The organism is Streptomyces sp. NPDC041940, from assembly GCF_055589465.1.
Window position 1 is genome coordinate 28,308 of record NZ_JBVJBP010000001.1, and the last position, 22,704, is coordinate 51,011.

The 22,704-nt window shown below is 70.7% G+C and carries 20 protein-coding genes and 2 tRNA genes; 18 read left to right on the plus strand and 4 right to left on the minus strand.

The window, feature by feature from the left end:
- Window positions 1-325: 325 nt before the first annotated feature.
- The 3 genes from ACZ6I3_RS00115 (at window position 326) to ACZ6I3_RS00125 (ending at window position 5,539) form a co-directional block, all read left to right on the plus strand.
- Window positions 326-1,822 carry a D-ribitol-5-phosphate cytidylyltransferase gene (locus ACZ6I3_RS00115; RefSeq protein ID WP_469410597.1) on the plus strand — a complete coding sequence of 499 codons (1,497 nt, stop codon included), beginning with the start codon at window positions 326-328 and terminating at the stop codon, window positions 1,820-1,822.
- A 202-nt stretch (window positions 1,823-2,024) separates the two neighbouring features.
- Window positions 2,025-4,127, plus strand: coding sequence for a hypothetical protein (locus ACZ6I3_RS00120; protein ID WP_469411641.1), 2,103 nt, complete (start codon window positions 2,025-2,027; stop codon window positions 4,125-4,127).
- A gap of 203 nt (window positions 4,128-4,330) precedes the next feature.
- On the plus strand, window positions 4,331-5,539 hold the full coding sequence (locus ACZ6I3_RS00125) for a glycosyltransferase family 2 protein (RefSeq protein ID WP_469410598.1): 1,209 nt from the start codon (window positions 4,331-4,333) through the stop codon (window positions 5,537-5,539).
- Between the two features lie 60 nt (window positions 5,540-5,599).
- Here ACZ6I3_RS00125 and ACZ6I3_RS00130 read toward each other — a convergent pair whose 3' ends face one another.
- Window positions 5,600-7,636: a hypothetical protein gene (locus ACZ6I3_RS00130; RefSeq protein WP_469411643.1), complete on the minus strand. Its 2,037-nt coding sequence runs from the start codon at window positions 7,634-7,636 to the stop codon at window positions 5,600-5,602.
- Window positions 7,637-7,954: 318 nt separating this feature from the next.
- On the opposite strand from ACZ6I3_RS00130, the gene proB reads away from it, so the two are divergent.
- The 5 genes from proB (at window position 7,955) to ACZ6I3_RS00155 (ending at window position 12,929) form a co-directional block, all read left to right on the plus strand.
- Entirely contained in the window at window positions 7,955-9,061 is a 1,107-nt protein-coding gene (gene proB / locus ACZ6I3_RS00135) for a glutamate 5-kinase (RefSeq protein ID WP_382827162.1), read from the plus strand.
- A gap of 134 nt (window positions 9,062-9,195) precedes the next feature.
- On the plus strand, window positions 9,196-9,654 hold the full coding sequence (locus ACZ6I3_RS00140) for a hypothetical protein (protein ID WP_469411645.1): 459 nt from the start codon (window positions 9,196-9,198) through the stop codon (window positions 9,652-9,654).
- 94 nt (window positions 9,655-9,748) lie between these two features.
- Window positions 9,749-11,035: a glutamate-5-semialdehyde dehydrogenase gene (locus tag ACZ6I3_RS00145; RefSeq protein ID WP_469410599.1), complete on the plus strand. Its 1,287-nt coding sequence runs from the start codon at window positions 9,749-9,751 to the stop codon at window positions 11,033-11,035.
- Between the two features lie 158 nt (window positions 11,036-11,193).
- A complete protein-coding gene (locus ACZ6I3_RS00150) occupies window positions 11,194-11,769 on the plus strand; it encodes an SCO2584 family spore wall biosynthesis protein (protein ID WP_469410600.1) in 576 nt (191 codons plus the stop codon).
- Window positions 11,770-11,858: 89 nt separating this feature from the next.
- Window positions 11,859-12,929 (plus strand): SCO2583 family membrane protein, encoded by a 1,071-nt coding sequence (locus tag ACZ6I3_RS00155; protein WP_469410601.1) that lies wholly within the window; start codon window positions 11,859-11,861, stop codon window positions 12,927-12,929.
- Between the two features lie 20 nt (window positions 12,930-12,949).
- Here ACZ6I3_RS00155 and ACZ6I3_RS00160 read toward each other — a convergent pair whose 3' ends face one another.
- Window positions 12,950-14,089: a M48 family metallopeptidase gene (locus tag ACZ6I3_RS00160; RefSeq protein WP_469410602.1), complete on the minus strand. Its 1,140-nt coding sequence runs from the start codon at window positions 14,087-14,089 to the stop codon at window positions 12,950-12,952.
- A 123-nt stretch (window positions 14,090-14,212) separates the two neighbouring features.
- Between ACZ6I3_RS00160 and ACZ6I3_RS00165 the strand changes: the two genes are divergently transcribed.
- The 10 genes from ACZ6I3_RS00165 to ACZ6I3_RS00210 all read left to right on the plus strand — a co-directional run bounded on the left by ACZ6I3_RS00165 (window position 14,213) and on the right by ACZ6I3_RS00210 (window position 19,352).
- On the plus strand, window positions 14,213-14,371 hold the full coding sequence (locus ACZ6I3_RS00165) for a hypothetical protein (protein ID WP_468189672.1): 159 nt from the start codon (window positions 14,213-14,215) through the stop codon (window positions 14,369-14,371).
- Window positions 14,372-14,488: 117 nt separating this feature from the next.
- Complete coding sequence (locus ACZ6I3_RS00170) at window positions 14,489-14,653, plus strand: hypothetical protein (RefSeq protein WP_094057638.1); 165 nt, start codon at window positions 14,489-14,491, stop codon at window positions 14,651-14,653.
- 85 nt (window positions 14,654-14,738) lie between these two features.
- Window positions 14,739-15,503, plus strand: coding sequence for a nicotinate-nucleotide adenylyltransferase (nadD, locus tag ACZ6I3_RS00175; protein ID WP_468189670.1), 765 nt, complete (start codon window positions 14,739-14,741; stop codon window positions 15,501-15,503).
- A gap of 16 nt (window positions 15,504-15,519) precedes the next feature.
- Entirely contained in the window at window positions 15,520-17,196 is a 1,677-nt protein-coding gene (locus tag ACZ6I3_RS00180) for a LytR C-terminal domain-containing protein (protein ID WP_469410603.1), read from the plus strand.
- Between the two features lie 113 nt (window positions 17,197-17,309).
- Complete coding sequence (rsfS, locus tag ACZ6I3_RS00185; protein WP_382826907.1) at window positions 17,310-17,756, plus strand: ribosome silencing factor; 447 nt, start codon at window positions 17,310-17,312, stop codon at window positions 17,754-17,756.
- Window positions 17,747-18,415: a histidine phosphatase family protein gene (locus ACZ6I3_RS00190; protein ID WP_469411646.1), complete on the plus strand. Its 669-nt coding sequence runs from the start codon at window positions 17,747-17,749 to the stop codon at window positions 18,413-18,415. The genes rsfS and ACZ6I3_RS00190 overlap by 10 nt, the downstream gene beginning before the upstream one ends.
- Window positions 18,416-18,490: 75 nt before the next feature.
- A tRNA-Ala gene (locus tag ACZ6I3_RS00195) sits at window positions 18,491-18,563 on the plus strand.
- Between the two features lie 202 nt (window positions 18,564-18,765).
- The gene (locus ACZ6I3_RS00200) at window positions 18,766-18,939 is read left to right on the plus strand and encodes a hypothetical protein (RefSeq protein WP_382493611.1); all 174 of its coding nucleotides are present in this window, start codon (window positions 18,766-18,768) and stop codon (window positions 18,937-18,939) included.
- Window positions 18,940-18,942: 3 nt separating this feature from the next.
- Window positions 18,943-19,176, plus strand: coding sequence for a hypothetical protein (locus ACZ6I3_RS00205; RefSeq protein WP_006136074.1), 234 nt, complete (start codon window positions 18,943-18,945; stop codon window positions 19,174-19,176).
- Between the two features lie 103 nt (window positions 19,177-19,279).
- Window positions 19,280-19,352: transfer RNA gene (locus ACZ6I3_RS00210), tRNA-Ala, on the plus strand.
- A 98-nt stretch (window positions 19,353-19,450) separates the two neighbouring features.
- Here the strand turns inward: ACZ6I3_RS00210 and ACZ6I3_RS00215 are convergent.
- Both ACZ6I3_RS00215 and ACZ6I3_RS00220 read right to left on the minus strand, forming a co-directional pair.
- Entirely contained in the window at window positions 19,451-21,067 is a 1,617-nt protein-coding gene (locus tag ACZ6I3_RS00215; RefSeq protein ID WP_432960185.1) for an NADH-ubiquinone oxidoreductase-F iron-sulfur binding region domain-containing protein, read from the minus strand.
- The gene (locus ACZ6I3_RS00220) at window positions 21,064-22,329 is read right to left on the minus strand and encodes a cytochrome b/b6 domain-containing protein (protein WP_469410604.1); all 1,266 of its coding nucleotides are present in this window, start codon (window positions 22,327-22,329) and stop codon (window positions 21,064-21,066) included. Before ACZ6I3_RS00220 ends, ACZ6I3_RS00215 begins: the two co-directional genes overlap by 4 nt.
- Window positions 22,330-22,704 lie beyond the last annotated feature (375 nt).

The window sequence follows — 22,704 nt, forward strand, 5'->3', positions numbered from 1 at the left end:
ACTCATCGGAGTCCCGGGCTCTTCCCTTACCCCGACCGATACCGAAACGCTGCGGAATTCGGGACTTGCCCGGTCCGCGGCCACCGGCCCGTGACGATTGCCACGGCGCTCGGGTGCCGCACCACGCCGCCAAGGCGCGTAGCGTGCACCAGACACCGTCCAAGGAACTCGTGAAGGCTTCACGGAGTCGTCCCGCCAATCACCGGCACTCCCAGGTGAATGGCAGGTTGCGCGCACATATGTGGCGAAGGTCGCTCACCTTGCACTGCGGTAACCACAAGTGGGACCATTTCCAAGTTCCCTGTTGCCCCGAGGTAGGTCACCTGTGTCCCAGCACATAGCCAAGCCCCGTACCACCGCAGTGATCCTGGCCGGTGGTACCGGTCAGCGCGTGGGTCTGTCGATCCCCAAGCAGCTGCTGAAGATCGCCGGCAAGGCAGTCATCGAGCACACGCTGACCACCTTCGAGAACGCCGACTCGATCGACGACGTCATCGTGCTGATGGCGCAGGGCTACGTGCCCGACATCGAGAAGATCGTGGCGAAGGCCGGCTTCAAGAAGGTCTCGAAGATCATCGAGGGCGGCTCCACGCGGAACGAGACCACCGAGCGCGCCATCGCCGCGCTGGGCGAGGGCCTGGCCGAGGGCGAGGACGCCAACGTCCTCTTCCACGACGCCGTGCGCCCCCTGCTGTCGCAGCGCGTCATCGACGACTGCGTCGTCGCGCTGGAGCGCTTCCAGGCCGTCGACGTGGCCATCCCGTCGGCGGACACCATCATCGTCACGCGCACGCACGGCGAGGACGGCGAGTTCATCACCGAGATCCCGGACCGCTCCCGGCTGCGCCGCGGCCAGACCCCGCAGGCCTTCAAGCTGTCCACGATCAAGCGTGCCTACGAGGTCGCCTCGAACGACCCCAACTTCCAGGCCACCGACGACTGCTCCGTCGTGCTCAAGTACCTGCCGGACGTGCCGATCCACGTCGTCGCGGGTGACGAGTACAACATGAAGGTCACGCAGCCCGTCGACGTCTTCATCGCCGACAAGCTCTTCCAGCTCGCCTCGACCGCCGCGCCGGAGCAGGTCTCCGAGGAGGCCTACCGCGAGCTCCTCACCGGCAAGACGATGGTCGTCTTCGGCGGCTCCTACGGCATCGGCAAGGACATCGGCGAGCTCGCCGAGTCCTACGGCGCCAAGGTCTACGCGCTGGGCCGCTCCACCACCGGCACCCACGTGGAGAACCCGGAGGAGGTCGACGACGCCCTCTCCAAGGCGTACGCCGAGACCGGCCGGATCGACTACGTGGTCAACACCGCGGGCGTGCTGCGCATAGGCAAGCTCGCCGAGACCGACAACGCCACCATCGAAGAGGCGCTGAAGGTCAACTACCTGGCCCCGGTGCAGATCGCCCGGTCGTCGTACAAGTACCTGTCCGAGACCAAGGGCCAGCTGCTGCTGTACACCTCCAGCAGCTACACCCGCGGTCGCGCCGAGTACAGCCTGTACTCCTCGACCAAGGCGGCCATGGTGAACCTCACCCAGGCCCTGTCCGACGAGTGGGCCGGCGACGGCGTCCGCGTCAACTGCATCAACCCCGAGCGCACCGCCACCCCCATGCGCACCAAGGCTTTCGGCCAGGAGCCCTCGGGTTCCCTGCTGTCCTCCGAGGCCGTGGCCCGCACCTCGCTCGACGTGCTGCTGTCCGAGCTGACCGGCCATGTCATCGACGTCCGCCAGCAGGACCCGACGGCCGGCGCGGCCCGGGCGTCCGGCTTCGAGGGGGCGCTCGCCTCGGTCCTGGACCGGCAGGACGGCGTGTAATAATTGGCGCCAAATAGACCCCGGTAATTCAGGCCTCTGCGCTCTCCTGTTCGCGAAGTTCATCGACAGGAGTGTTCGCAGGGGCCTGAATCCATACCGTCCCGCGAATATTCACAGACCAGCCGCAATTCCGAACCAGACCGGCACACCCCTCCCAAGAGCAGGTTTCTCCGTGATATCCACCGCTATTCGCGTCGCCCGGGTGGGCAGTGCGGCCCAGCTGGCCGCGGCGGTCCTCATGATGGCGGGCTACCCCGCCCTCATGCTGGCCGCGCTCGTCCCGAGCGTTCCCGCCTTCGCGGCAGCGGCCGCCGTGACGTACCTGGCGGACCACTATCTGCACCGCAAGGGCAGCTATCTGATCAACCGCCTCAGCAAGGTGCGGGCCGGCCTGTCGATCCGCTTCCTGATCAGGCAGCTCCTGCTCGTCCTGCTGCTGGCCCGGCTGTCCCTCGCGGACAACCTGATCTACTACGGGGCGATCGCCTGCTTCATCGCCTTCTACGGTCTTCAGGCCCCGCACGGCGCGCTGGTCCAGCTGATCCGCAACCGCCGCCGCATGCCGGTCGCCACCCGCAACGTCGACCTGAAGTCGCGGATCCGCATCCCGGACGCCCCGCCGCGCAAGCTGCTGCACCGCTCCGCCGAGAAGATGCTGCACCTCGACCTCTTCGCGGTCGCCGGCATCCTGCTCGCCGCGCAGGTGAAGTCCGCCCTCGTCGGCTTCGTCGGCATCGGTATCACGGTCGCCCTCGGCACGCTCTACGTGCTGGCGCTCGTGCCGCTCGTGCGCGGCCGGAGGATCCCGCCGAAGGCCGAGACGGTCCTGGCCGCCGTGGACGACTGGCTGGGCGAGTACCAGCCGGAGACGGTCCTGTACTTCTCCGGTTCGAAGGACTCCGCCTACCAGGTCAACATGTGGCTGGACACCATGGAGAACCTGGACTCCAAGCCGCTGATCATCCTGCGTGAGCGGGCCATCCTGAACAACATGGCGCCCACCACGGTCCCCGTCGTCTGCGTGCCCGGAGGGGTGCACCTGATGAACCTGGACCTGTCCACGGTGCGCGTCGCGCTCTACGCGGCCAACGTCGGCAAGAACATCCACATGCTGCGCGTGCCCACGATCAAGCACGTCTTCATCGGCCACGGCGACAGCGACAAGCTCGCCAGCGTCAACCCGTACAGCAAGGTCTACGACGAGGTGTGGACGGCGGGCCGCGCGGGCCGCGACCGCTACGCCATCGCCGACGTCGGTGTCCGCGACGACGACATCGTCGAGGTCGGCCGCCCGCAGCTCGCCCCGATCCAGACCTGGCAGGGCGTGCCCGACGGCCGCATCCCGACGGTGCTCTACGCCCCCACCTGGGAGGGCTGGGACGGCAACCCGGGCAACACCTCGGTCGTGCTGGCCGGCGAGAACATCGTGCAGCAGCTCGTGCAGGCCGACCCGCCGGTCCGCGTCCTGTACAAGCCGCACCCGTTCACCGGCAACGTCAGCAAGGAGGCCGGCGCCGCGCACCGGCGGATCGTCGCCCTGGTCCAGAAGGCCGCAGCCGAGCGCGCCATCGACACGCGTTTCGTCGCCGACACGGCCGTGCAGGCCGACGCCAAGGCCGAGCTGGCCCGTATCGAGGCCCGGCTCGCGCAGCTCTCCGGCTCCGGCGGCGAGCGGCGCGACGAGGCCGAGGCCACCCGTGACGGGCTGGTCGACGTCGCCCGGCACGAGGAGGTCGCCCGGCTGCGCGCCGAGTGGAACGACGCCTACTGGCGTTCCTTCCCCGCCTGGGAGCACCGCGTCATCACCGGCGCCGACCCGCGGCTGTACGACTGCTTCAACGTGTCCGACGCGATGGTCTCCGACATCTCCAGCGTGGTCTCCGACTTCATCGCGAGCGGCAAGCCGTACGCGGTCACGGACTCCGCCGAGGTGGGCGTCGAGGAGTTCAAGCGGAACAACACGGCCGTGCGCGCCGCGGTGATCCTGTCCAACAGCGCGGCCGAGCTGGGCGAGCTGCTCGGCGCCGTCCGCGACCGGGCCGCCGATCCGCTGGCCGAGGACCGCAAGGAGCTCAAGCAGTACCTGCTGGGTCCCGACGAGCCGACCTCCCTCGTCCAGTTCAACACCGCCGTCGCGAACCTCGCGCTCAAGGCCGAGACGCGCAACGTCGGCCAGGAGTCACGGGTGGCGGCCGCCCTGGCCGAGGCAGAGGCCGATGCCGAGGCCGAGACCGAGCTGGCGAACGCCGTGCCCGGGCAGCGGGCGACCGCGGCCGGTGACACGGACGGCGTCGGCGCCGGCTGACCCGACCCGCCTGCAACAGGGCTCGGCCCCGAGGAGTCTCCTCCTCGGGGCCGAGCCCTTTCGCGTGCCCGCTGTCTGTCGATTCATTGTGTGACGTGTCCCACTAACACGTGCGTGCGAGGCAACCGCTTGCCCTGATCACCCGTCTACCAAGTAGCGAATGAGGCGATACGGGGGGAATATCCCATTGACTAGGGGGAAACGTGACCGTTGCGCAGCCTGATGTGAGTGTGATCATCGGTGCGTACGAAGCGATGCCGTATCTGATCGAGTGCCTCTCGTCCGTCGAGGCACAGACCATCGATCCAGAGCGCGTCGAGGTCATCGCGGTGGACGACGGGTCGACGGACGGGACGGGGGAGTACCTGGAGGAGTTCGCCGAGCGCGCTCCCATGCACGTCCTGGTGATCCGGCAGGAGAACTCCGGCGGCCCCAGCGGCCCGCGCAATGTCGGCCTGTCCAAGGCGACAGGGCGGTACGTCTTCTTCCTCGACGCCGACGACCGGCTGGGCCCCGAGGCCCTGGAGCGGATGGTCGCCATGGCCGACCGCGCGGGCACGGACGTCGTCCTCGGCAAGGTCGAGGGCGTCAACCGCTCCGCGCCGAAGTCCATGTGGGGCAAGACGGTGGAGCGGACCGACGTCTTCTCCTCCAACATCAAGTTCACGCTCAGCGCGCAGAAACTGTTCCGCCGCGAGCTGCTGGACCGGCACGGCATGCGGTTCGACGAGTCGCTGTTCACCGGCGAGGACGCGCTGTTCACCATGGAGGCCTACCTGCGGGCGGACGGCGTCTCCGTGGTCGCCGACCACACCTGCTACTACCTGGTCGGCCGCGACGACGGCAAGCACGTGACCAAGAGCGGCAGCTACGCGCTGCGGTTCGACTCGGCGCGGGCCCTGATGAACCTCATCGCCGAGCACGTCCCCGCCGGCGGCCGGCGCGACCAGCTGATGCTGCGGCCCTTACTGGTCACGCTGCTGCCGCAGTTCGGGCCCAAGTACCTCACGGACAGCGAGGAGATCCGCCGGCACAAGTTCGAGCTGGCCAAGCCCCTGCTGGACGCCCACTGGACCGAGGGCGCCGCCCAGCGCCTCAAGGTCCACGAGCGGCTGCGGCTGCACCTGGTCGCCGAGCAGCGGCCCGAACTCCTCGTCGAGGTCGTGAAGTTCGTCAAGGCCAAGAAGCAGGCGGCGGCGCTCCTGGAGCGCAAGGGCCGCCGTGTCTACCTGGCCTACCCGCACTTCCGCGACCGCGACGCGGGCATACCCGACTCGGTGTACCTCGCCGAGCCGCGCGAGGCCCGGGCCTTCCCGGGCTACCGCGAGGGCGGCGCCCACACGTTCGTACGACGGGCGGTGCGCAAGGCGCGGCGGGTGCTGACGCCGCGTGAGGTGCGGTCGGCGGCGTGACCACGGAAGCGGGGGCCGGCTTTCGCACGGCCCTCGCGTTCGTTCCGCCCGTACCGCCGCTCAGCGCGGTGCGGTCGGGACCGCTGCCCCGGTGCGCTGGCCGGGCAGTTCGGCGGCCAGCCGTTCCGCCACCCGTGCCCGGTGCTCCCCGGCCGTCTCGCACAGCTCCCGCACGGCCGTGTTGAAGCGCTCCTGGGACGGCGGCTCGGCCGGTCCCAGCAGACGCAGCTTCAACGCGGCCCGTGCCTCGGCCAGTCCGTCCTTCTCCGGGTGCCGGACCGCCTCCAGCAGGGCAGGCACCCCGTCGGCGTCCGGCGACAGCACCGTCGCCGCAGCCACCGTCGGGAACGCCGTACGGAACGCGTCCTCGCTCAGCCCGCTGGTGTTCGCCACCGCGTGCGGCTTCTCGCTCGCCAGGAAGTCGCTGATCACGCTCGACACATCACTGACCAGCAGGTCCGCCACATCGAAGCAGGAGTACAGCGCGGGCCGGACGTCCGTGATGACCTGGTGCTCACCCTCCGGCAGCGACGCCCAGTACGCCTCCTCCCAGGCCGTCGTCGCCCGCGCCACCGCCTCGGCCCGGCCCGGCTCCGGCGCCGACTGCACCCGCATGCGCTCCACCGTGTCGGCCCCGGCCCGGAAGTCGGCCGTGGTGAGGCGGTCCAACTCCCGCGTGAGACGGTCGAGTCCGACGTCGCCCGGCGGGCGAGCCCCCGTCCGTTCCCGGTTCGCCGCCCGGATCAGCTCCCGGATCCGCAGATCGGCCGCGCCCGCGCGCGGGTCCACCGACCCCGTCAGCGGATGCGGCTTGTACAGCAGCCGCACGCCCGGGTCGGCGAGCAGCGCCCGCACCAGGTTCTCGCCGGCCGCGATCACCGAGGTGTTGCCGGGGTTGCCGTCCCAGCCCTCCCAGGTCGGCGCGTACAGGACCGTCGTCCACGCACCGGCCGGCGGGCCCGCGTACGGCCGTACGGCGTCCAGCTGCGGGCGGCCGGTCTCCACCACGTCCTTGTCCTCGACGCCCACCTCGGCCAGCGCGTACCGCTCGCGCGCGGCGGGCCCGGCCACCCACACCTCGTCGTAGGCCTTCGCGTACGGGTTGCACGAGGACAGCTTGTCGCTCTCGCCGTGGTTGACGAAGGTGTGCTTGATCGTGGGGATGCGCAGCACCTGGGAGGTCTTGCCGGAGTTCGACGGGTGGACGAGCACCTGCAGCGTGGAGTGCTCAAGACGCATCAGCGTCGACACCTTCGGCAGACAGACGACCGGGATGTCCGTCGCCGCGATCTTCTGCACCATGAACCGCTCGCGCAGCACGATGACCGGCCTGCCGTCCACCCGCGCGAGCGGCTCCAGCCACATGTTCGCCTGGTAGGCCGAGGCGGCGCCGCCGGAGAAGTACAGACCGACCGTCGGCCGGTACGCGGCCAGCCACGCGTCGAACCACTCGAGCACCTCCTGCTCACCGGCCGGGCGGCGGCCCGGCAGCAGCCGGAGCAGCAGCGCGCCGAGGCCGGTCAGCGCGAGGGCGAGGGAGAGCGCGATGCCCGCCGCCGCGTACACCGGCTCGTCGCCCGGCGCGGCGGCCAGCAGCCCGGCCGTCGCGGGCAGGCCGAACGCCAGCAGTCGGTGGCCGGGGCGGCGCAGCAGCACGGCCGGGGCCGGGGACAGCCGCAGCACCGAGGCGTCGATGTTCCGGGTCACCACCGGCAGGGTGCGGGTACGGCGCACCAGGACGGAGACCGCCTGGATCGCGCAGTGCAGCACGTAGAAGGCGAGCAGCCCGGCCACCAGCGGGGCGTACACCGTCTCCCGGTCCTGCTCGCCGAGCCGCAGCAGGCCCACGACCAGCAGCAGATCGCGCAGGACGTGCCGCACGGTGATGTCCGCGTGCGACTTGGCGAACAGCGACAGCACCCCGCGCTGCCACCGGTACAGGGCGCCCTCGGTGGCCAGGGAGACGGCGGTCGCGGCGATCAGCAGCGGTACGTGGGGCAGCAGCGCCGCGACCGCCTGAGCGGCGAACGCGGCGGCCAGGACGACGGTGACCAGCCCCTTCAGCAGGGCCGGTGGACGGGGAAGAGGTACGGGCACTGCGGTCACTCCAGGAGCGTCGGGTGTCGGCGCAGGTCGGCCGTCCGGGTTAACGCGCGGCGACCTCCCGACGACACGCGCGTGTCGCCGGGCCGTAGAGGGCACTACCGTCCCGCCGTGACGTCGGACCGTAGCGGAAGATCGCATTCCTGTCGTGGGGTGGGACGGAAACAGCGCGACTGCCGTCCCGTGACGCGGGCGGCACCGTCCGTAGCGTGGACCGGCGCCGCGCCGCCCCGCGCCGTCCCGTAGATTTCCTGGTGAGGGACCGAATCGACGCGAGGGGCGGACGGGGACGTGGCAGGGGCAAGGCAGGCCGTGGGCGAGGCCCGCAGAATCGTCGTCAAGGTCGGTTCCTCCTCGCTGACCACCGCCTCGGGCGGCCTGGACGCGGACCGTGTGGACGCGCTGGTCGACGTGCTCGCCAAGGTCCGCAGCGGCGGGGAGCGGGAAATCGTCCTGGTCTCGTCCGGCGCCATCGCCGCCGGTCTCGCCCCGCTGGGCCTGCGCCGCCGGCCCAAGGACCTCGCCCGGCAGCAGGCCGCCGCCAGCGTCGGCCAGGGCCTGCTCGTCGCCCGCTACACCGCCTCCTTCGCCCGCTACGGCGTCCGCGTCGGCCAGGTGCTGCTGACCTCCGACGACATGAGCCGCCGCGCCCACCACCGCAACGCCTCGCGCACCCTCGACAAGCTGCTCGCGATGGGCGCCTTCCCGATCGTCAACGAGAACGACACCGTCGCCACGGACGAGATCCGCTTCGGCGACAACGACCGCCTCGCCGCCCTGGTCGCCCACCTCGTCCACGCCGACCTGCTGGTCCTGCTGTCCGACGTGGACGGCGTCTACGACGGCGACCCCGCGAGGCCCGGCACCTCCCGTATCGCCGAGGTGCGCGAGCCCTCCGACCTCGCGCACGTCGAGATCGGCAGCGCGGGCAAGGCCGGCGTCGGCACCGGCGGCATGGTCACCAAGGTCGAGGCCGCCCGGATCGCGGCCGCCGCCGGTGTCCCCGTCGTGCTCACCAGCGCCGTCCACGCGGCCGACGCCCTGACCGGTGAGGACACCGGCACCCACTTCCACCCCACCGGCAAGCGCTCCGCCGACCGGCTGCTGTGGCTCCAGCACGCCTCCACCCCGCAGGGCGCGCTGACCCTGGACGACGGTGCCGTCCAGGCCGTCGTGGACCGCCGCAAGTCGCTGCTGCCGGCCGGGATCGCCGCCGTCGAGGGCGAGTTCAGCGCCGGCGACCCGGTCGAGCTGCGGGACGGCACTGGACGGGCGGTGGCCCGCGGGCTCGTCAACTTCGACGCCAAGGAGATCCCCCGGCTGATCGGCCGCTCCACCCGCGAACTGGCCCGCGAACTCGGCCCCGCGTACGAACGCGAGGTCGTACACAGGGACGACCTGGTGGTCCTCCACCCGTAATGGGCCGAAACATCCGCCCCCGGTGGTGGACGTTCCGCAAAACCGCCACGCGATCCCTTGCGGCCTGCTGAACTTTGTCTCAGGGCAATATTCCGCAGGAGCACCACTGTGCAAAGGAGGCCGTCGTGAGACGAGTGCGCCCTGGGGCCACGGCGTCCCGTGGTGGTGCCGGCTCCCGCGCGGCCGGTGACGAGCGTGCCCTGACCAGTGTGGCGGCCGGGGACCGGTTCCAGGGCGAGGCCCCCGGCGACATCCCGCGCCTGTGGCACGTCACCCTCAGCGTCTCCGGCCGGGAGGCCCCGCTCACCGAGGTCCGGCGGGCCCTGGAACAGCTCGCCCACGACCACCCCTTCCTCCTGACGAGCCGCTACGCGGTCGACCACGCGGAGATCCGCTACTGGGAGGAGGCCCGCGACCTGCACGACGCGGCCGCCGTCGCCCTGCGCCTGTGGGGCGAGCACCGGCAGACCGCCGGGCTGCCGCCCTGGGAGATCGTCGGCCTGGAGGTCATCGACCGCGCGACCTACCACCAGCGCGTCGCCGAGGGGTACGGACCGCCGCCGGCGTCCCCGGTCGGAGTTCACCCGTTCTGACCCGGTCCAGGGGGTGTCTCGGGAGTGCCCCGGGGGTGTCTCGGGGTGTGAAACGAACGATGAACGCACCGGCCCGGCGCACTACGCTTCTTTCATGACCACGCTTTCGCCGTACGACTCGATGTCCCCGGTCACCGAGGCCGCCTACCGCGCCAAGGCCGCCGCCGCGAGCCTCGCGCCGCTGCCACGGGCCGACAAGGACGACGCGCTGCTCGCCATCGCGGACGCGCTGGAGGTCCGTACGAGCGAGATCGTCGAGGCCAATGGCAAGGACGTCGCCAAGGCCCGCGAGGCCGGCATCAGCGAAGGCATGATCGACCGGCTCACCCTCACCCCCGAGCGGGTCCGCGCCATCGCCTCCGACGTGCGCGACGTCGTCGCGCTGCCCGACCCGGTCGGCGAGGTCGTCCGCGGCTCCACGCTGCCCAACGGCATCGACCTGCGCCAGGTCCGCGTGCCGCTCGGCGTCGTCGGGATCATCTACGAGGGCCGGCCGAACGTCACCGTCGACGCCGCCGCCCTCTGCCTGAAGTCCGGCAACGCGGTCCTGCTGCGGGGCTCCTCCTCGGCCTACCAGTCGAACACCGCCCTCGTGCGCGTCCTGCGCGACGCCGTGGGCGGGGCCGGGCTGCCCGCCGACGCCATCCAGCTCGTCCCCGGCGAGAGCCGCGACAGCGTGCGCGAGCTGATGCGCGCCCGCGGCCTGGTCGACGTGCTCATCCCGCGCGGCGGCGCCTCGCTGATCAACACGGTCGTGCGGGAGTCGACGGTCCCGGTCATCGAGACAGGCACCGGAAACTGCCACGTCTACGTCGACGCCGCCGCCGACCTCGACATGGCCGTCGACATCCTGATCAACTCCAAGGCCCAGCGGGTCGGCGTCTGCAACGCCGCCGAGACCCTCCTGGTCCACCAGGACATCGCCGCCGAGTTCCTGCCCCGCGCCCTGGAGGCCCTCGCCGGAGCCGGGGTGACCGTGCACGCCGACGAGCGTGTGCTGGCCTTCGCCAAGGACTCCAAGGCGACCGTCGTCGAGGCGACGGCCGAGGACTGGGAGCGGGAGTACCTGTCGTACGACATCGCCGCGGCCGTGGTGGACTCCCTGGACAAGGCCGTCGAGCACATCCGGCTGTGGACCTCCGGCCACACCGAGGCCATCGTCACGACCTCCCAGCAGGCCGCCCGCCGCTTCACCCAGCTGGTCGACTCGACCACCGTCGCCGTGAACACCTCCACCCGCTTCACCGACGGCGGCCAGTTCGGCTTCGGCGCGGAGATCGGCATCTCCACGCAGAAGCTGCACGCCCGCGGCCCGATGGGCCTGCCGGAGCTGACCAGCACGAAGTACATCGTGACCGGGGACGGGCACGTGCGCCGCTGAGCGCCCGCCGCGTGAGTATGGGGAGCGGCGCATATGCGTGCGGCAGGGGCGGACCGGCCGGGCGTGCGCCGTAGGGAGCCCCGTGAACGCCGTCTCAACCGGCGGATGAATTTCCATACCGTCTGCCCAAATTGACCCCCCAGGTCTACTCTGGATCCGTGCCGGAGGACGTGGGGGGCACGCCGTTTCCGGACGGCCGGGAGCCCGACGACGACCACGACCGCGGGGTGTCGGACGAAGAGTTCGCCTCCGTGGTCTTCGACGAGGCCTTCGTCAGCGCGGCCGTGGTGCACGAGCCGACCGCCGTGGAGCGCCTCCTTGCCGCCGCACAGGCGAGAGCCGAGGCCTCCGAAGCGGAGGCGCGCCGCGCCCACTCCAGAGGCGAGCGCTACGACGACGGGTACGGCTCCGAGAGGCATGGCGATTTCGGCCATGATCCCGACCTCGACGAGCTGGACGACCCCGACATCATCGAGGACGAGTACCGCGGCACGGGTCCGTACGGCAAGCAGGTCCGCTGGCACCGCCCCGTGGCCTGGCTGCTCGCCCTCGTGATGGGCATCGGCATGGTCGCGCTGGCCTTCACGGCGGTCTACCGGGGCGCGTCCTCGAATCGCCAGGAGCCCCTGCCGACGCCCACCTCGACCGGGCTGGAACAGAGCGGTGGCGCGACCCCCTCCGCGTCCGCCGATTACACCGGGCCCGCCGTCTCGGTGATCCCGCGCACCCCCTGACCGGAACCCGCCTGTCCTGGTGAGAACCTGTCAGAACTTGTCATGGAGCGGGGCGTTTACCTGACCTTCCGGCGACCTACCCTGAAGATATGGGCGGGCCTGGCGACCCACCTGAGGGGGCCCCCGAGGGCGCTCCCGGAGGTGGAGAGGACGAGTATCGATCCGTCGTCTTCGACGAATCGTTCATTCGTGCTGCCCGCCTCCAGGAATTCTCCGCTCAGGAGCGCATCGCCGACCACGCGCCCGCCGTGCGCCGCCGTCCGCCCCTGCGCCGGGGCCTGTCCCGGCAGGCACTGGTCCTGGTCCTGCTGATCGCCGTCGCCTTCGGCACCGCGATCTACATGGGTGTACGGCACCCCTACCAGACCCCCGCCGCCCAGGAGCCCGCCGAGCCCCTGCGGATGACCGTCATCCCGCTCGCCCCCGCGGGCAAGGTGCCCGGCACGGCCGACACGGCGTATCTGTACGAGCACAGCCCCGCCGCACAGTTCAAGAGCGGCGCGGAGGGCGTGCCGCTGCCCGCCTCGCGGCGCACCGCGCACTTCTCGGACAGCCAGGTCGTGTCCGCCCTGTCCACCGCCAAGGACTACATCGTCCGGTCGGCCCTCGACCCGGACGTGCTCACGGGCGGTGAGGTCCGCGCGGTCCGCGTCCTGCTCGACCCCGAGCAACTGGGTCAGTTCGACCAGAGCTTCTCCCGCCCCACCGCGGACGGACGGCACGCGCCCACCGGCTGGCTGGTCCGCTTCGACCCCTCCCGCGCGGAGCTGGCCGACCGCAAGGTGCGGGTCCAGGGCACCCTGCAGGCGGCCGAGGCCGACTCGTCCACGCTCGAGGTCACCGCCGACCACACGTTCGTGTACGCGCTGCGGCCCGCCGGGGCCGACGGCAAGGACGAGGTGTCCCTGTTCACCGTCCGGCGCGAGCTGCACTTCCGCTTCGACCGCGACGACCTGCGCCTGCACCAGGGCCAGCTGGTCGTCTCCTACGTCCAGGCCGGACCGCTCTCCTGCGCCGAGGACTCCACGAACCACCTCCGCCCCCTCCTGGCCGGCCAGACGGCCAAGGAAGGCGGCCCCGCCGGCACGGACCCCTATGCCACAGGCAGTGCGACGGCCCTGTGCGGGTCCCTGGCGACGAGCGCGCAGCCGAAGGTGTGAGACGGGGCGGCTCGGGCGCCTCAGCTGTTGCCGCGCGGCGGCTGGTCGTCTCCGGGGGAGTCCGGCCCCGGGGAGCCCGGCGTACCCGGTGCCTCCGGGTCCTGCGGCGGCTTCGGGGACGAGTTCGTGAAACCGCCGAAGCCCCGGCGGACCCGGTCGCCCAGGTCACCGGCGCCGTCGGCGAGGTCCGTGACCAGCTTCATCAGCGGGTCCTTGGAGCTCTTCACATGGCTCGTGTAGTGGTTCGCCGAGTCCCGCCAGGAGTCCCTGACCGAGGTGTCCTTGTCCTCGTCGCGCCGGGGGTAGTGGCCGTCCATGATCCGCTGGTAGTCCCGCGACTCGGCCCACTTCTTCAGCTCGGCCGCGCGCACGGTGGTGAAGGGGTGGGAACGGGGCAGCACGTTCAGGATCTTCAGCACGGAGTCCCGCAGGTCGCCCCCGGCCTCGTACTCCTCGGCCTGAGCGAGGAACGCGTCCACGTTCATCTCGTGCAGGTGGTTGCCGCCCGCGATCTTCATCAGGCCGCGCATGGAGGCGGTCAGGTCCTGGCCGACCAGCAGCCCCGCCCGGTCCGCCGACAGCTCCGACTTGCGGAACCACTCCCGCAGCCCGGTCACGATCGCCATGATCGCGAGGTTGCCCAGCGGGATCCAGGCGACCCGGACGGCGAGGCTGGTCAGGAACAGCAGGATCGTCCGGTAGACCGAGTGGCCGGACAGCGCGTGCCCCACCTCGTGCCCGACGACCGCCCGCATCTCCTCCTCGTCGAGCAGCTCGACGAGCCCGGTCGTGACGACGATGATCGGCTCGTCCAGGCCGATGCACATCGCGTTCGGCACCGGGTCCTGGTTCACGTACATCGGCGGGACCTTCTCCAGGTCCAGGATGTAGCAGGCGTCCCGCAGCATCACGTTCAGATGGGTGAACTGCTGGTCCGAGACCCGTACCGAGTCGGACAGGAACAGCAGCCTCAGACTGCGCTCGGGCAGCAGACCGCTGAGCGCCTTGAACACCGTGTCGAAACCGCTGAGCTTGCGCAGCGCCACCAGGGCGGAGCGGTCGGCCGGGTGCTCGTACGTACGCGAGGAGATTCCGGGGAAGCGCCTGCGCTGCCTGCTGGGCACATGCTCGTGCCCGCTGTGCTCGTGGCCGTCGGACATGTCTTCCCCCATGCGTCTGTGTGGCCTTTGCGGCCCCTTGTGCGGCCTTTTGCTTCCCCGAGGCAGAGCCCAGCCTAGGCGGAGTTACGGTGGTCGGGCAGTACAGCGAAGGGAACCACCGTCATGGAGCACCACCCCGCATCCGCCTGGCTCGCCGAGGCCGCGAGCGCCGCCGAGCGGCAGGGACCGGGGATGCTCCGGATCGTCCTCATCGTGATGATCCTGGGCTGTGTGCTGACCGCGTGGTTCCTGCTGCGTGGCTACAGACGGAAGGACGACTGAGGCACCGGGAAGGTTCCCCGTCACCGACATGCGGAGTCGGGGTGATCGCGTTCGGGGCGCCCGCTTACGATGAGCCGACGTCTTTATGCCGCCCACACGCGATAGGTCCTGCCGAAGATGAGCTTCCACAGCACCGCTGCCCAGTTGGTCACCCTCGCCGCCGAGGGCGAGGAGCACGGCGGAAACCACGAGAGCCTCAGCCCCTACCTCACCGGTGGCGCCGCCCTCTTCATCCTGCTGCTCCTGCTGTGGATCACCACCCGCTTCAACCGCGACCGCTGAGCCCGGCAGGGTGCCCCGCGCAGGGCATTGCGGGGATCACAGGGGCGGCCGGACCCCTCAGGCAGGGCCGGTAGGGTCTGCACGCATGGGAGAGCAGGACATGCCTACCGGTCCGGCGAACGAGACGCCGCACGACCCGGCACAGGACACGGCGAGCGGCACCGAGCGACACTCGGAGCCTCGCCGTGCCGCCACGGAGCCCCGCCAGGCCGCCTCGGAGCCCCGCGGGGCCGACGGCCCCGGATCCGGTCCGTCGCGGCCGGGCAAGCGCCGCCTCGGCGTCATGGGCGGCACCTTCGACCCGATCCACCACGGGCACCTGGTCGCGGCCAGCGAGGTGGCCGCGGCGTTCCACCTCGACGAGGTGGTCTTCGTCCCGACCGGCCAGCCCTGGCAGAAGAGCCACCGCAGCGTCTCCCCGGCCGAGGACCGCTATCTGATGACGGTCATCGCGACCGCCGAGAACCCGCAGTTCTCCGTGAGCCGTATCGACATCGACCGCGGCGGTGCCACCTACACCGTGGACACCCTGCGCGACCTGCGCGCGCTCAACCCGGACACGGACCTCTTCTTCATCACCGGCGCCGACGCGCTCGCCCAGATCCTCACCTGGCGGGACAGCGAGGAGCTGATCTCCCTGGCGCACTTCATCGGGGTCACCCGGCCGGGCCACCACCTGAACGACCCCGGACTCCCGGAGGGCGGCGTCTCCCTCGTCGAGGTTCCCGCCCTCGCCATCTCCTCCACCGACTGCCGTGCGAGAGTCGCCAAGGGCGACCCGATCTGGTATCTGGTGCCGGACGGAGTCGTGCGCTATATCGACAAGCGCGAGCTGTACCGCGGCGAGTGAGCCGAGAGGGGCACCGGTGAACGACCGATACGACGCGGGGGCCGCGGGACATGGCGCCGACCAGTACGAGCTCGTCGGCTACGACGAGTACGGCCGGCCTGTCTACCGCCCGATCCCGGCACAGCAGACCCAGACCTACGACCCGTACGCCCAGCAAGGCCAGCAAGGCCAGCAGCAGGGCTACGGCTACGACCCGTACGCGACGGCCGCGCAGCAGCCTCCGGCGTACGACTACGGGACCTACGGCTCCTACGACCCGTACGCCACCGGCACCCACCAGGGCGGCCCCGCTGCCCCCGACCCCTACGGCCAGAACGCGGCCGGCGCCGGCACGGACCGGCAGCCCCGCGTCGCCGAACAGACCGCGCACATCCCGCAGCAGGCGGGCCCGGCAGACGAGGAAGCCCCCGGCCGGCCGGAACCGGAGTACCACACCGAGCAGTTCGCCTTCGTCGAGGAGCCCGACGCCAACTCCGAAGACGTCATCGACTGGCTGAAGTTCACCGAGAACCGCACCGAGCGCCGTGAGGAGGCCCGGCGCCGCGCCCGCAGCCGGATCGTCGCCCTGGTCGTCGTCCTCGCGCTCGCCGCGGCCGGCGGCGTCGGCTACCTCGGGTACGCGGGGAAGCTGCCCGGCCTGTCCTCCGACGACTCCACGACGGGCACCGCGACGGCGGCCGGCGCCCAGAAGCGCGACGTGATCGTCGTCCACCTGCACGACACCAACGGCGCCCCCACCGCCACGGCCCTCCTCGTCGACAACACCACCACCAAGCGGGGCACCACCGTCCTCGTGCCCAATTCCCTGGCTCTGACCAGCGACGACGGCACCACGACGACACTCGCCAAGTCGGTCGAGGACGACGGCTCCGACGGCACCCGCGACGCCCTCGACTCGGCCCTCGGCACCGACATCCAGGGCACCTGGCGCCTGGACACCCCCTACCTGCAGAACCTCGTCGACCTCGTCGGCAACGTCGACGTCGACACCGACACCGACGTCCCCGACCCCGCCGCCAAGAAGAAGGGCACGGCCCCCCTGGTCAACCAGGGCAAGGACCAGACCCTCAGCGGCAAGATGGCCGTCGCCTACGCCACCTACCGCGCCCCCGGCGAGGCCCAGAACGCCCAGCTGGAGCGCTTCGGGCAGGTCATGCAGGGCGTCCTGCGCAAGGTGTCCTCCGATCCGCAGGCGGCCACGACCACGATCCAGACCCTGGCGCAGATCCTGGACCCGTCCCTGACCGACAAGGACCTCGGCACCTTCCTCGCCCGGCTCTCCGATCTCGCCAAGGGCGGCGACTTCAGGACGGACCTGCTGCCCGTCCAGACCGACGGCACGCTCAGCGCCCAGGCGAGCGCGGGTGTGGTCAGGAACGTACTCGGCGGCACCGCCAAGAGCCCCGACAAGGACGCCGCGGTCAGCGTCTCCGTCCAGAACGCCACCGGTGTGAAGGACAACACGGAGAAGGCCCGCGTCGTGCTCCTCAACGGCGGCTTCACCTTCCTGGAGGGCGGCACGGCCGGCGCAGCCCAGGCCGCGTCCAAGGTCGTCTACGCCGACGCCGGCGACAAGGCGAACGCCGCCGAGGTCGCCAAGACCCTGGGCCTGCCCGCGGGCTCGGTCGGCAAGGGCAAGATCTCCGCGAACGCCGACGTCGCCGTGGTCCTCGGCCAGGACTACAAGCCGTAGTCCGACCGGCAGGCAGGGCTCGCCCCCCCATGTGATCCCCGTAATCACGTGGGGGGCCCACGGCGGTCCGTGAGACCCTTGGTGGCAAGTGTCCGCCGATCGAAAGCCTTGTAGTGACCGCGACCGACCGCTCTCACGAGCTCATCATCACCGCCGCCCAGGCGGCCGCCGACAAGCTGGCGCACGACATCGTCGCCTACGACGTCAGTGACGTGCTGTCCATCACGGACGCCTTCCTGCTGGCCTCGGCACCCAACGACCGCCAGGTCAAGTCGATCGTCGACGAGATCGAGGAGCGGCTCCAGAAGGAACTCGGCGTCAAGCCGGTGCGCCGCGAAGGCGACCGCGAGGCCCGCTGGGTCCTGCTCGACTACGTCGACATCGTCGTCCACGTCCAGCACAGCGAGGAGCGCGTCTTCTACGCCCTGGAGCGGCTCTGGAAGGACTGCCCCGAGCTCGACCTGCCCGAGGACGCCAAGGCCACCCGCGGCAAGGCCGAGGAGCACGCCAAGCTGCAGGCGGCGGAGGAGGCGGCGGAGCTGGACGGAGACTGGCGGTGAGCTTCGGCGAGGCCGGCAGGCCGGGCCGGGGCCGCCGCGTCATCCTCTGGCGGCACGGCCAGACCTCGTGGAACGTGGAGCGCCGCTTCCAGGGCACAACGGACGTCGAGCTCACCGAGACCGGCGTCGCCCAGGCCCGCCGCGCCGCCCGGCTGCTGGCCTCCCTGAAGCCGGACACGATCGTCGCCTCCGACCTGAAGCGGGCCGCGAACACGGCCGCCGAACTCGCCGCGCTCACCGGCCTCGACGTGACCCACGACGAGGCTCTGCGCGAGACCTACGCGGGCGTCTGGCAGGGCCTGACGCACGAGGAGATCATCAGCCGGTACGGCGACGAGTACGCCGCGTGGAAGCGCGGCGAGCCGGTGCGCCGCGGCGGAGGCGAACTGGAGAGCGAGGTCGCCGACCGCGCCGCTCCCGTGGTGCTCCGGAACGCCGAGAAGCTCCCCGAGGGCGGCACGCTCGTCGTGGTCAGTCACGGCGGCACCATCCGCACCACCATCGGCCGCCTTCTGGGGCTGGACTCCCGCGACTGGGAGAGCCTCGGCGGGCTCTCCAACTGCTGCTGGTCCGTCCTCGGCGAAGGCGCCCGCGGCTGGCGCCTGCTGGAGCACAACGCCGGCACCCTGCCCGAACCGGTGCTCGGTGACGACGACTGACCTCGGATTTCACTTTCCGGCAGGTCGCAGGCTAAAGTTCTTCTTGTTCGCCCCGCCAGCGGGGAAGGAACACGAGGGGCTATAGCTCAGTTGGTAGAGCGCCTGCATGGCATGCAGGAGGTCAGGAGTTCAATTCTCCTTAGCTCCACGTCAAGATCCCGTTCCCTTCCTGGGGGCGGGATTTTTCGTGCCCCCGGGGTTGAGTCACTCGGGCCTGCTGAGGCGTATACCTCTACGGCCACGACGCGTGCCGTGTCCGGACTGGTGCTGAGGCGTCGCTGACCGTATTGGTCCGGCCGTGGCAGAATCAAACGGCCGGAAGGGAGCGCGGCCCGACGGGAGGAGTAGCGATGCCTGCGAGCATCCTCGAGGAGGTCGACCACCTCCTCGGAGCAGCGTTGACACGGCAGATGTCCACCCGCCTCAGCTGCCCTTCCTGCGGTTCCGGGCATGTGGCCCAGATGCTCGGCGACAACGGCGGGATCTCCTACGTGTGCACGGCCTGCGGCCACAGCTGGAGCTGATCGATGGGTGCACACAGGCGGAAATGCGACTGGTGCGGCAGCGGGACTCCGATCGTCCGTGACATGGAACCGATCAATCCCGACTACCAGTACTGGTGCGAGGAGTGCGCGCGGGCGCTGATCATAAAAGGCGACCCGATCGAGACGTACCGCGAGCTGGAGGGCGAGCCGATCTACGGCCGGCTTCTGGAGGAGCACTGCACGCTCAAGCGGTTCTATTCGTTCGTCACGGCCTGAGATCCGTCAAATCGGTCATTTCAGGCAAGGCGAAACCGATTTGGTGTTGGGCCCGATGGGCCAGTAATGTTGGCGTCGCCGCCGGGGAAACCCGGAGACGCGAGGGGCTATAGCTCAGTTGGTAGAGCGCCTGCATGGCATGCAGGAGGTCAGGAGTTCAATTCTCCTTAGCTCCACAGAAGATGAGAAGGCGGGCCATCCGATCGGATGGCCCGCCTTCTTGTGTGTATGAGTACGGCGGGCTCCCCCGGAGGGGAGCCCGCCGTACGTCTGCTCAGCGGCCGAGAGCGCGCCGTCCGCGGCCCTGGGAGAGGACCGGGAGGTTGCGGGACGACGGCGCGCCCTGGGAGCGCGTGTCCTCCTCCAGGCGCAGGGCCAGCGCCGGGCAGCGGCGCACCGCGCGCAGCGCCTTGGCCTCGGCGTACCGCGGCACCTGGGCCTGCGCCACGGTGGGGAAGCCGTCGGCCCCGAGCTGGAACACCTCGGGGAGGATGTCCGCGCACAGGCCGTGGCCCCGGCACAGCGTCCAGTCGACGTAGATCTTCTGGCGGCTGGGGCCGTTCTCCTCGGACTCGCCGCCGCCCGGGATGCCCGTGGGGGCCCTGCCGCCCTCGAAGAGCGGCAGAACGCCCTCCACGGGCCTGCCGCAGCCGTTGCCGAGGACATGGGCGGCCAGATCGTCCGTGAACGCCTTGATGGTCGACTCGAGGAACATCGCCGAGCCGTCCGGGTGTGAGCACGCGCCGCGCCGCTTCACGTTCTTGGCGACCTGCTTGACCGCCTCCAGGGCGGCAGGGCCGCCGCCGTTGAGGATGTCCTCCAGGCCGCGTGCGGCGGCCGGCAGACCGAGGTAGCAGGGGCCGCACTGGCCCGCGCTCTCCTCGGCCAGCCACTGGGCGACCCGCAGCGACTCGCCCAGCGGGCAGGTGTCCTGAGTGATCGGCAGGATCGCTCCGGCGCCGAGCGCGCCGCCCACCGCGTCCAGGGAGTTGCGGGAGACGATCGCCTCGTTGACCGTCGCCGCGTCGATCCACTTGCCGTGGTAGCCGCCGGTGAGCACGCCCTGGGGCACCGGCGGTGCGCCGGCGAGCTGCAGGACGTAGCGCAGCGGCACGCCCGTCGGGACCTCGATCACCATGGGGCGGGCCACCGCCCCGGAGACCGTGAGCATGACGGTGCCCGGCTCGTCGTACAGGCCGGTGTTGCCGTAGCGCTCCGGGCCGATGCGGGCGGCGATGGCGAGCTGGGCGAAGGTCTCGGCGTTGGAGAGCAGCGTGGGGGCGCCGCCGACGCCGTTCTGCGAGGCGCTGACCTTGCGGCCCGGCGGGACGGCCGGTCCGCCGTCGATCGAACGGACCAGCGACGCGGCGGCGCCGGTGACCATGCGGACCGGGTTGCGCTGCACACGCGCGCGCAGTGCCGACCGGCGGCCGTTGTTCAGGCCGCGTTCGGCGAGCGCCGCCTCCATGGAGCGCTGTGTCGACTCACGGGTGACCCCCACCACGAGCGTGCGGGCACCCAGAGCCTCCGCGCACAGCAGTGCGCCGTCCAGGATCAGATGCGGGGCACGGTTGATCAGCACCGTGTCCTTGCGGCAGGCCGGCTCGTCCTCGCTTCCGTTGACGACGACGACCGGCCGGATGCCGCGCTTGATCGCCGATTCGGCGACCGAGCGCAGCTTCTTGTGGAAGGGGAAGCCCGCGCCGCCGCGGCCCTTCAGGTTGATGCGTTCGGCGAGTTGCGCGAGCTGCTCGCCGCCCATCGGCTCGAGCGGCCCGTGCACCTTCAGATGCATGGGCAGATCGAGCCGATCGACAAGGTCGAAGCCCGACGTGAGCTGAGGAAGTCCGACGACGCGGACTTCGGGTACGTCGGGCAGAGCCTCGTTCACTTAAAGCCTCCGGAGGGCGTGTTCCAAGGTTCGCCCGAGCCCGGAGCGTCGAAGTCGTAGGACGCACCGGGCGTTGTTTCAGTGGCGGGACCGCTGTTGTACGTGTCGTTCGGGTAGTACGTGTCGAAGGCGGCATTCGACTCACCCGTGTCGTACACGTCACTCGATCCATAGCCGGCGGCGCCTGGATTGCCATAGGCCGGGATGCTTTGTCCGGTGTCCTGCATGGGGTCGTAGGGCGGGATGTTGAAGCCCGTGTCCTGCATGGGGTCGTAGGCCGACGGCGGGGCCTCGCCGACCGGGGGCGGGGACGGGATCGGCCAGTTGCCCGAGGTGCTGGAGGGGCCGTCGACGAGCGGCATGTTCTGGGTGGGCTGCATGTCCAGCGGCAGCTCCGTGCGAGTGCTCGGCCCCGGTGCGAAGGCCTGCTGGCCCGTGGGAGGGCCGGAGACGGCCCGGTAGGCGGCCGCGAATCCGTTGGCGGGCTCCTTGGCCGCGGGGCGTTCCGCCTTCTCGTACAGCGGCCCCGACGGGGACGCCGCGGCCCTGCGGGGCGCGTCCCGGCTCTCGTAGCCCGGCAGCGTGGAGCCGCCGGTCGCCCGGGCCCGGCTCTCCTCCAGGTCCCGGCGGGCCGAGGGCTCCCCGGGGCCTATGAGGCCGGCGAACATGTCGGCGATCTTGCGCTTGACCGGGCGCGGGGCGGCGCGCAGGGCGAGGGCGGCGGCCACCCCGGCCAGGGACAGGCCGTACAGGATGACGAAGATCGGCTTGGCCGCGCGACCCGCGTAGAGCCCGTGGACCAGGGCGGCGCACCAGGCCGGGTAGGCCAGCATGTGCATGGCCCGCCAGCGGGCGGCGACGGGTGCGGGGGAGGCGAAGCGGTTGCGCAGTACGCCGGTGACGCCCACGAAGATCATGAGCGTGCTGGCCACGGTGCCGAGGCTGATGAGGAACGCCCTGCCCGTGACGGCCTCTTCGCCGGTCAGGAGCAGCCCGAAGGGGATCACGGCGGCGACCCACGAGGTGTGTTCCAGCGCCAGCTTCACCCCGATGTGGACCAGGAGGAAGACGATCGAGGCGACCGCCGTGGTCCGGTGCACGGCCTGCGCCAGGATGCGCCTGCGCGTGTCGAGCAGGACCCGGTCCTGGGCGACGAGTCCCCAGATCACCGAGCAGGACAGACACACGAGGGACAGCACACCGGCGCCGAAGTTGAGGAACTCGGCGAACGAGTCGTCCGCCGTGGAGTCGTAGGGGTTCACGGCCGGCCTCCCCACATCCCGGCGGCCGGGGGTAGCGAGGTGTTACTGCGATGAGGGTTCATGGGGGCAACTCCGAGCGGTTCGGGAAAGCGGTCCCGCTGCCGCACTCTAAGCGGAGCCATACCGATGGGTACGAGGTTTGAGTTATTGCGTTGTTATCAAAGGACAATATGGATGTTGTGATGTCCCTTAGTGACTATTACGCGAAGTAACCTTTGACCCTGGTTCAGCTTTTCGGGTACCGAACGGCCGTCCAGAAGCGCGTCGCGGCGTGCTGGGGGCCTGCGGTACCCTAACGCCATGCGTGCCGTACGCCTTCTGCTTAGCGGGCCGCGCTGATCAGTCCCGGCCACCGGACGAGTCGAGTGGCCGGAA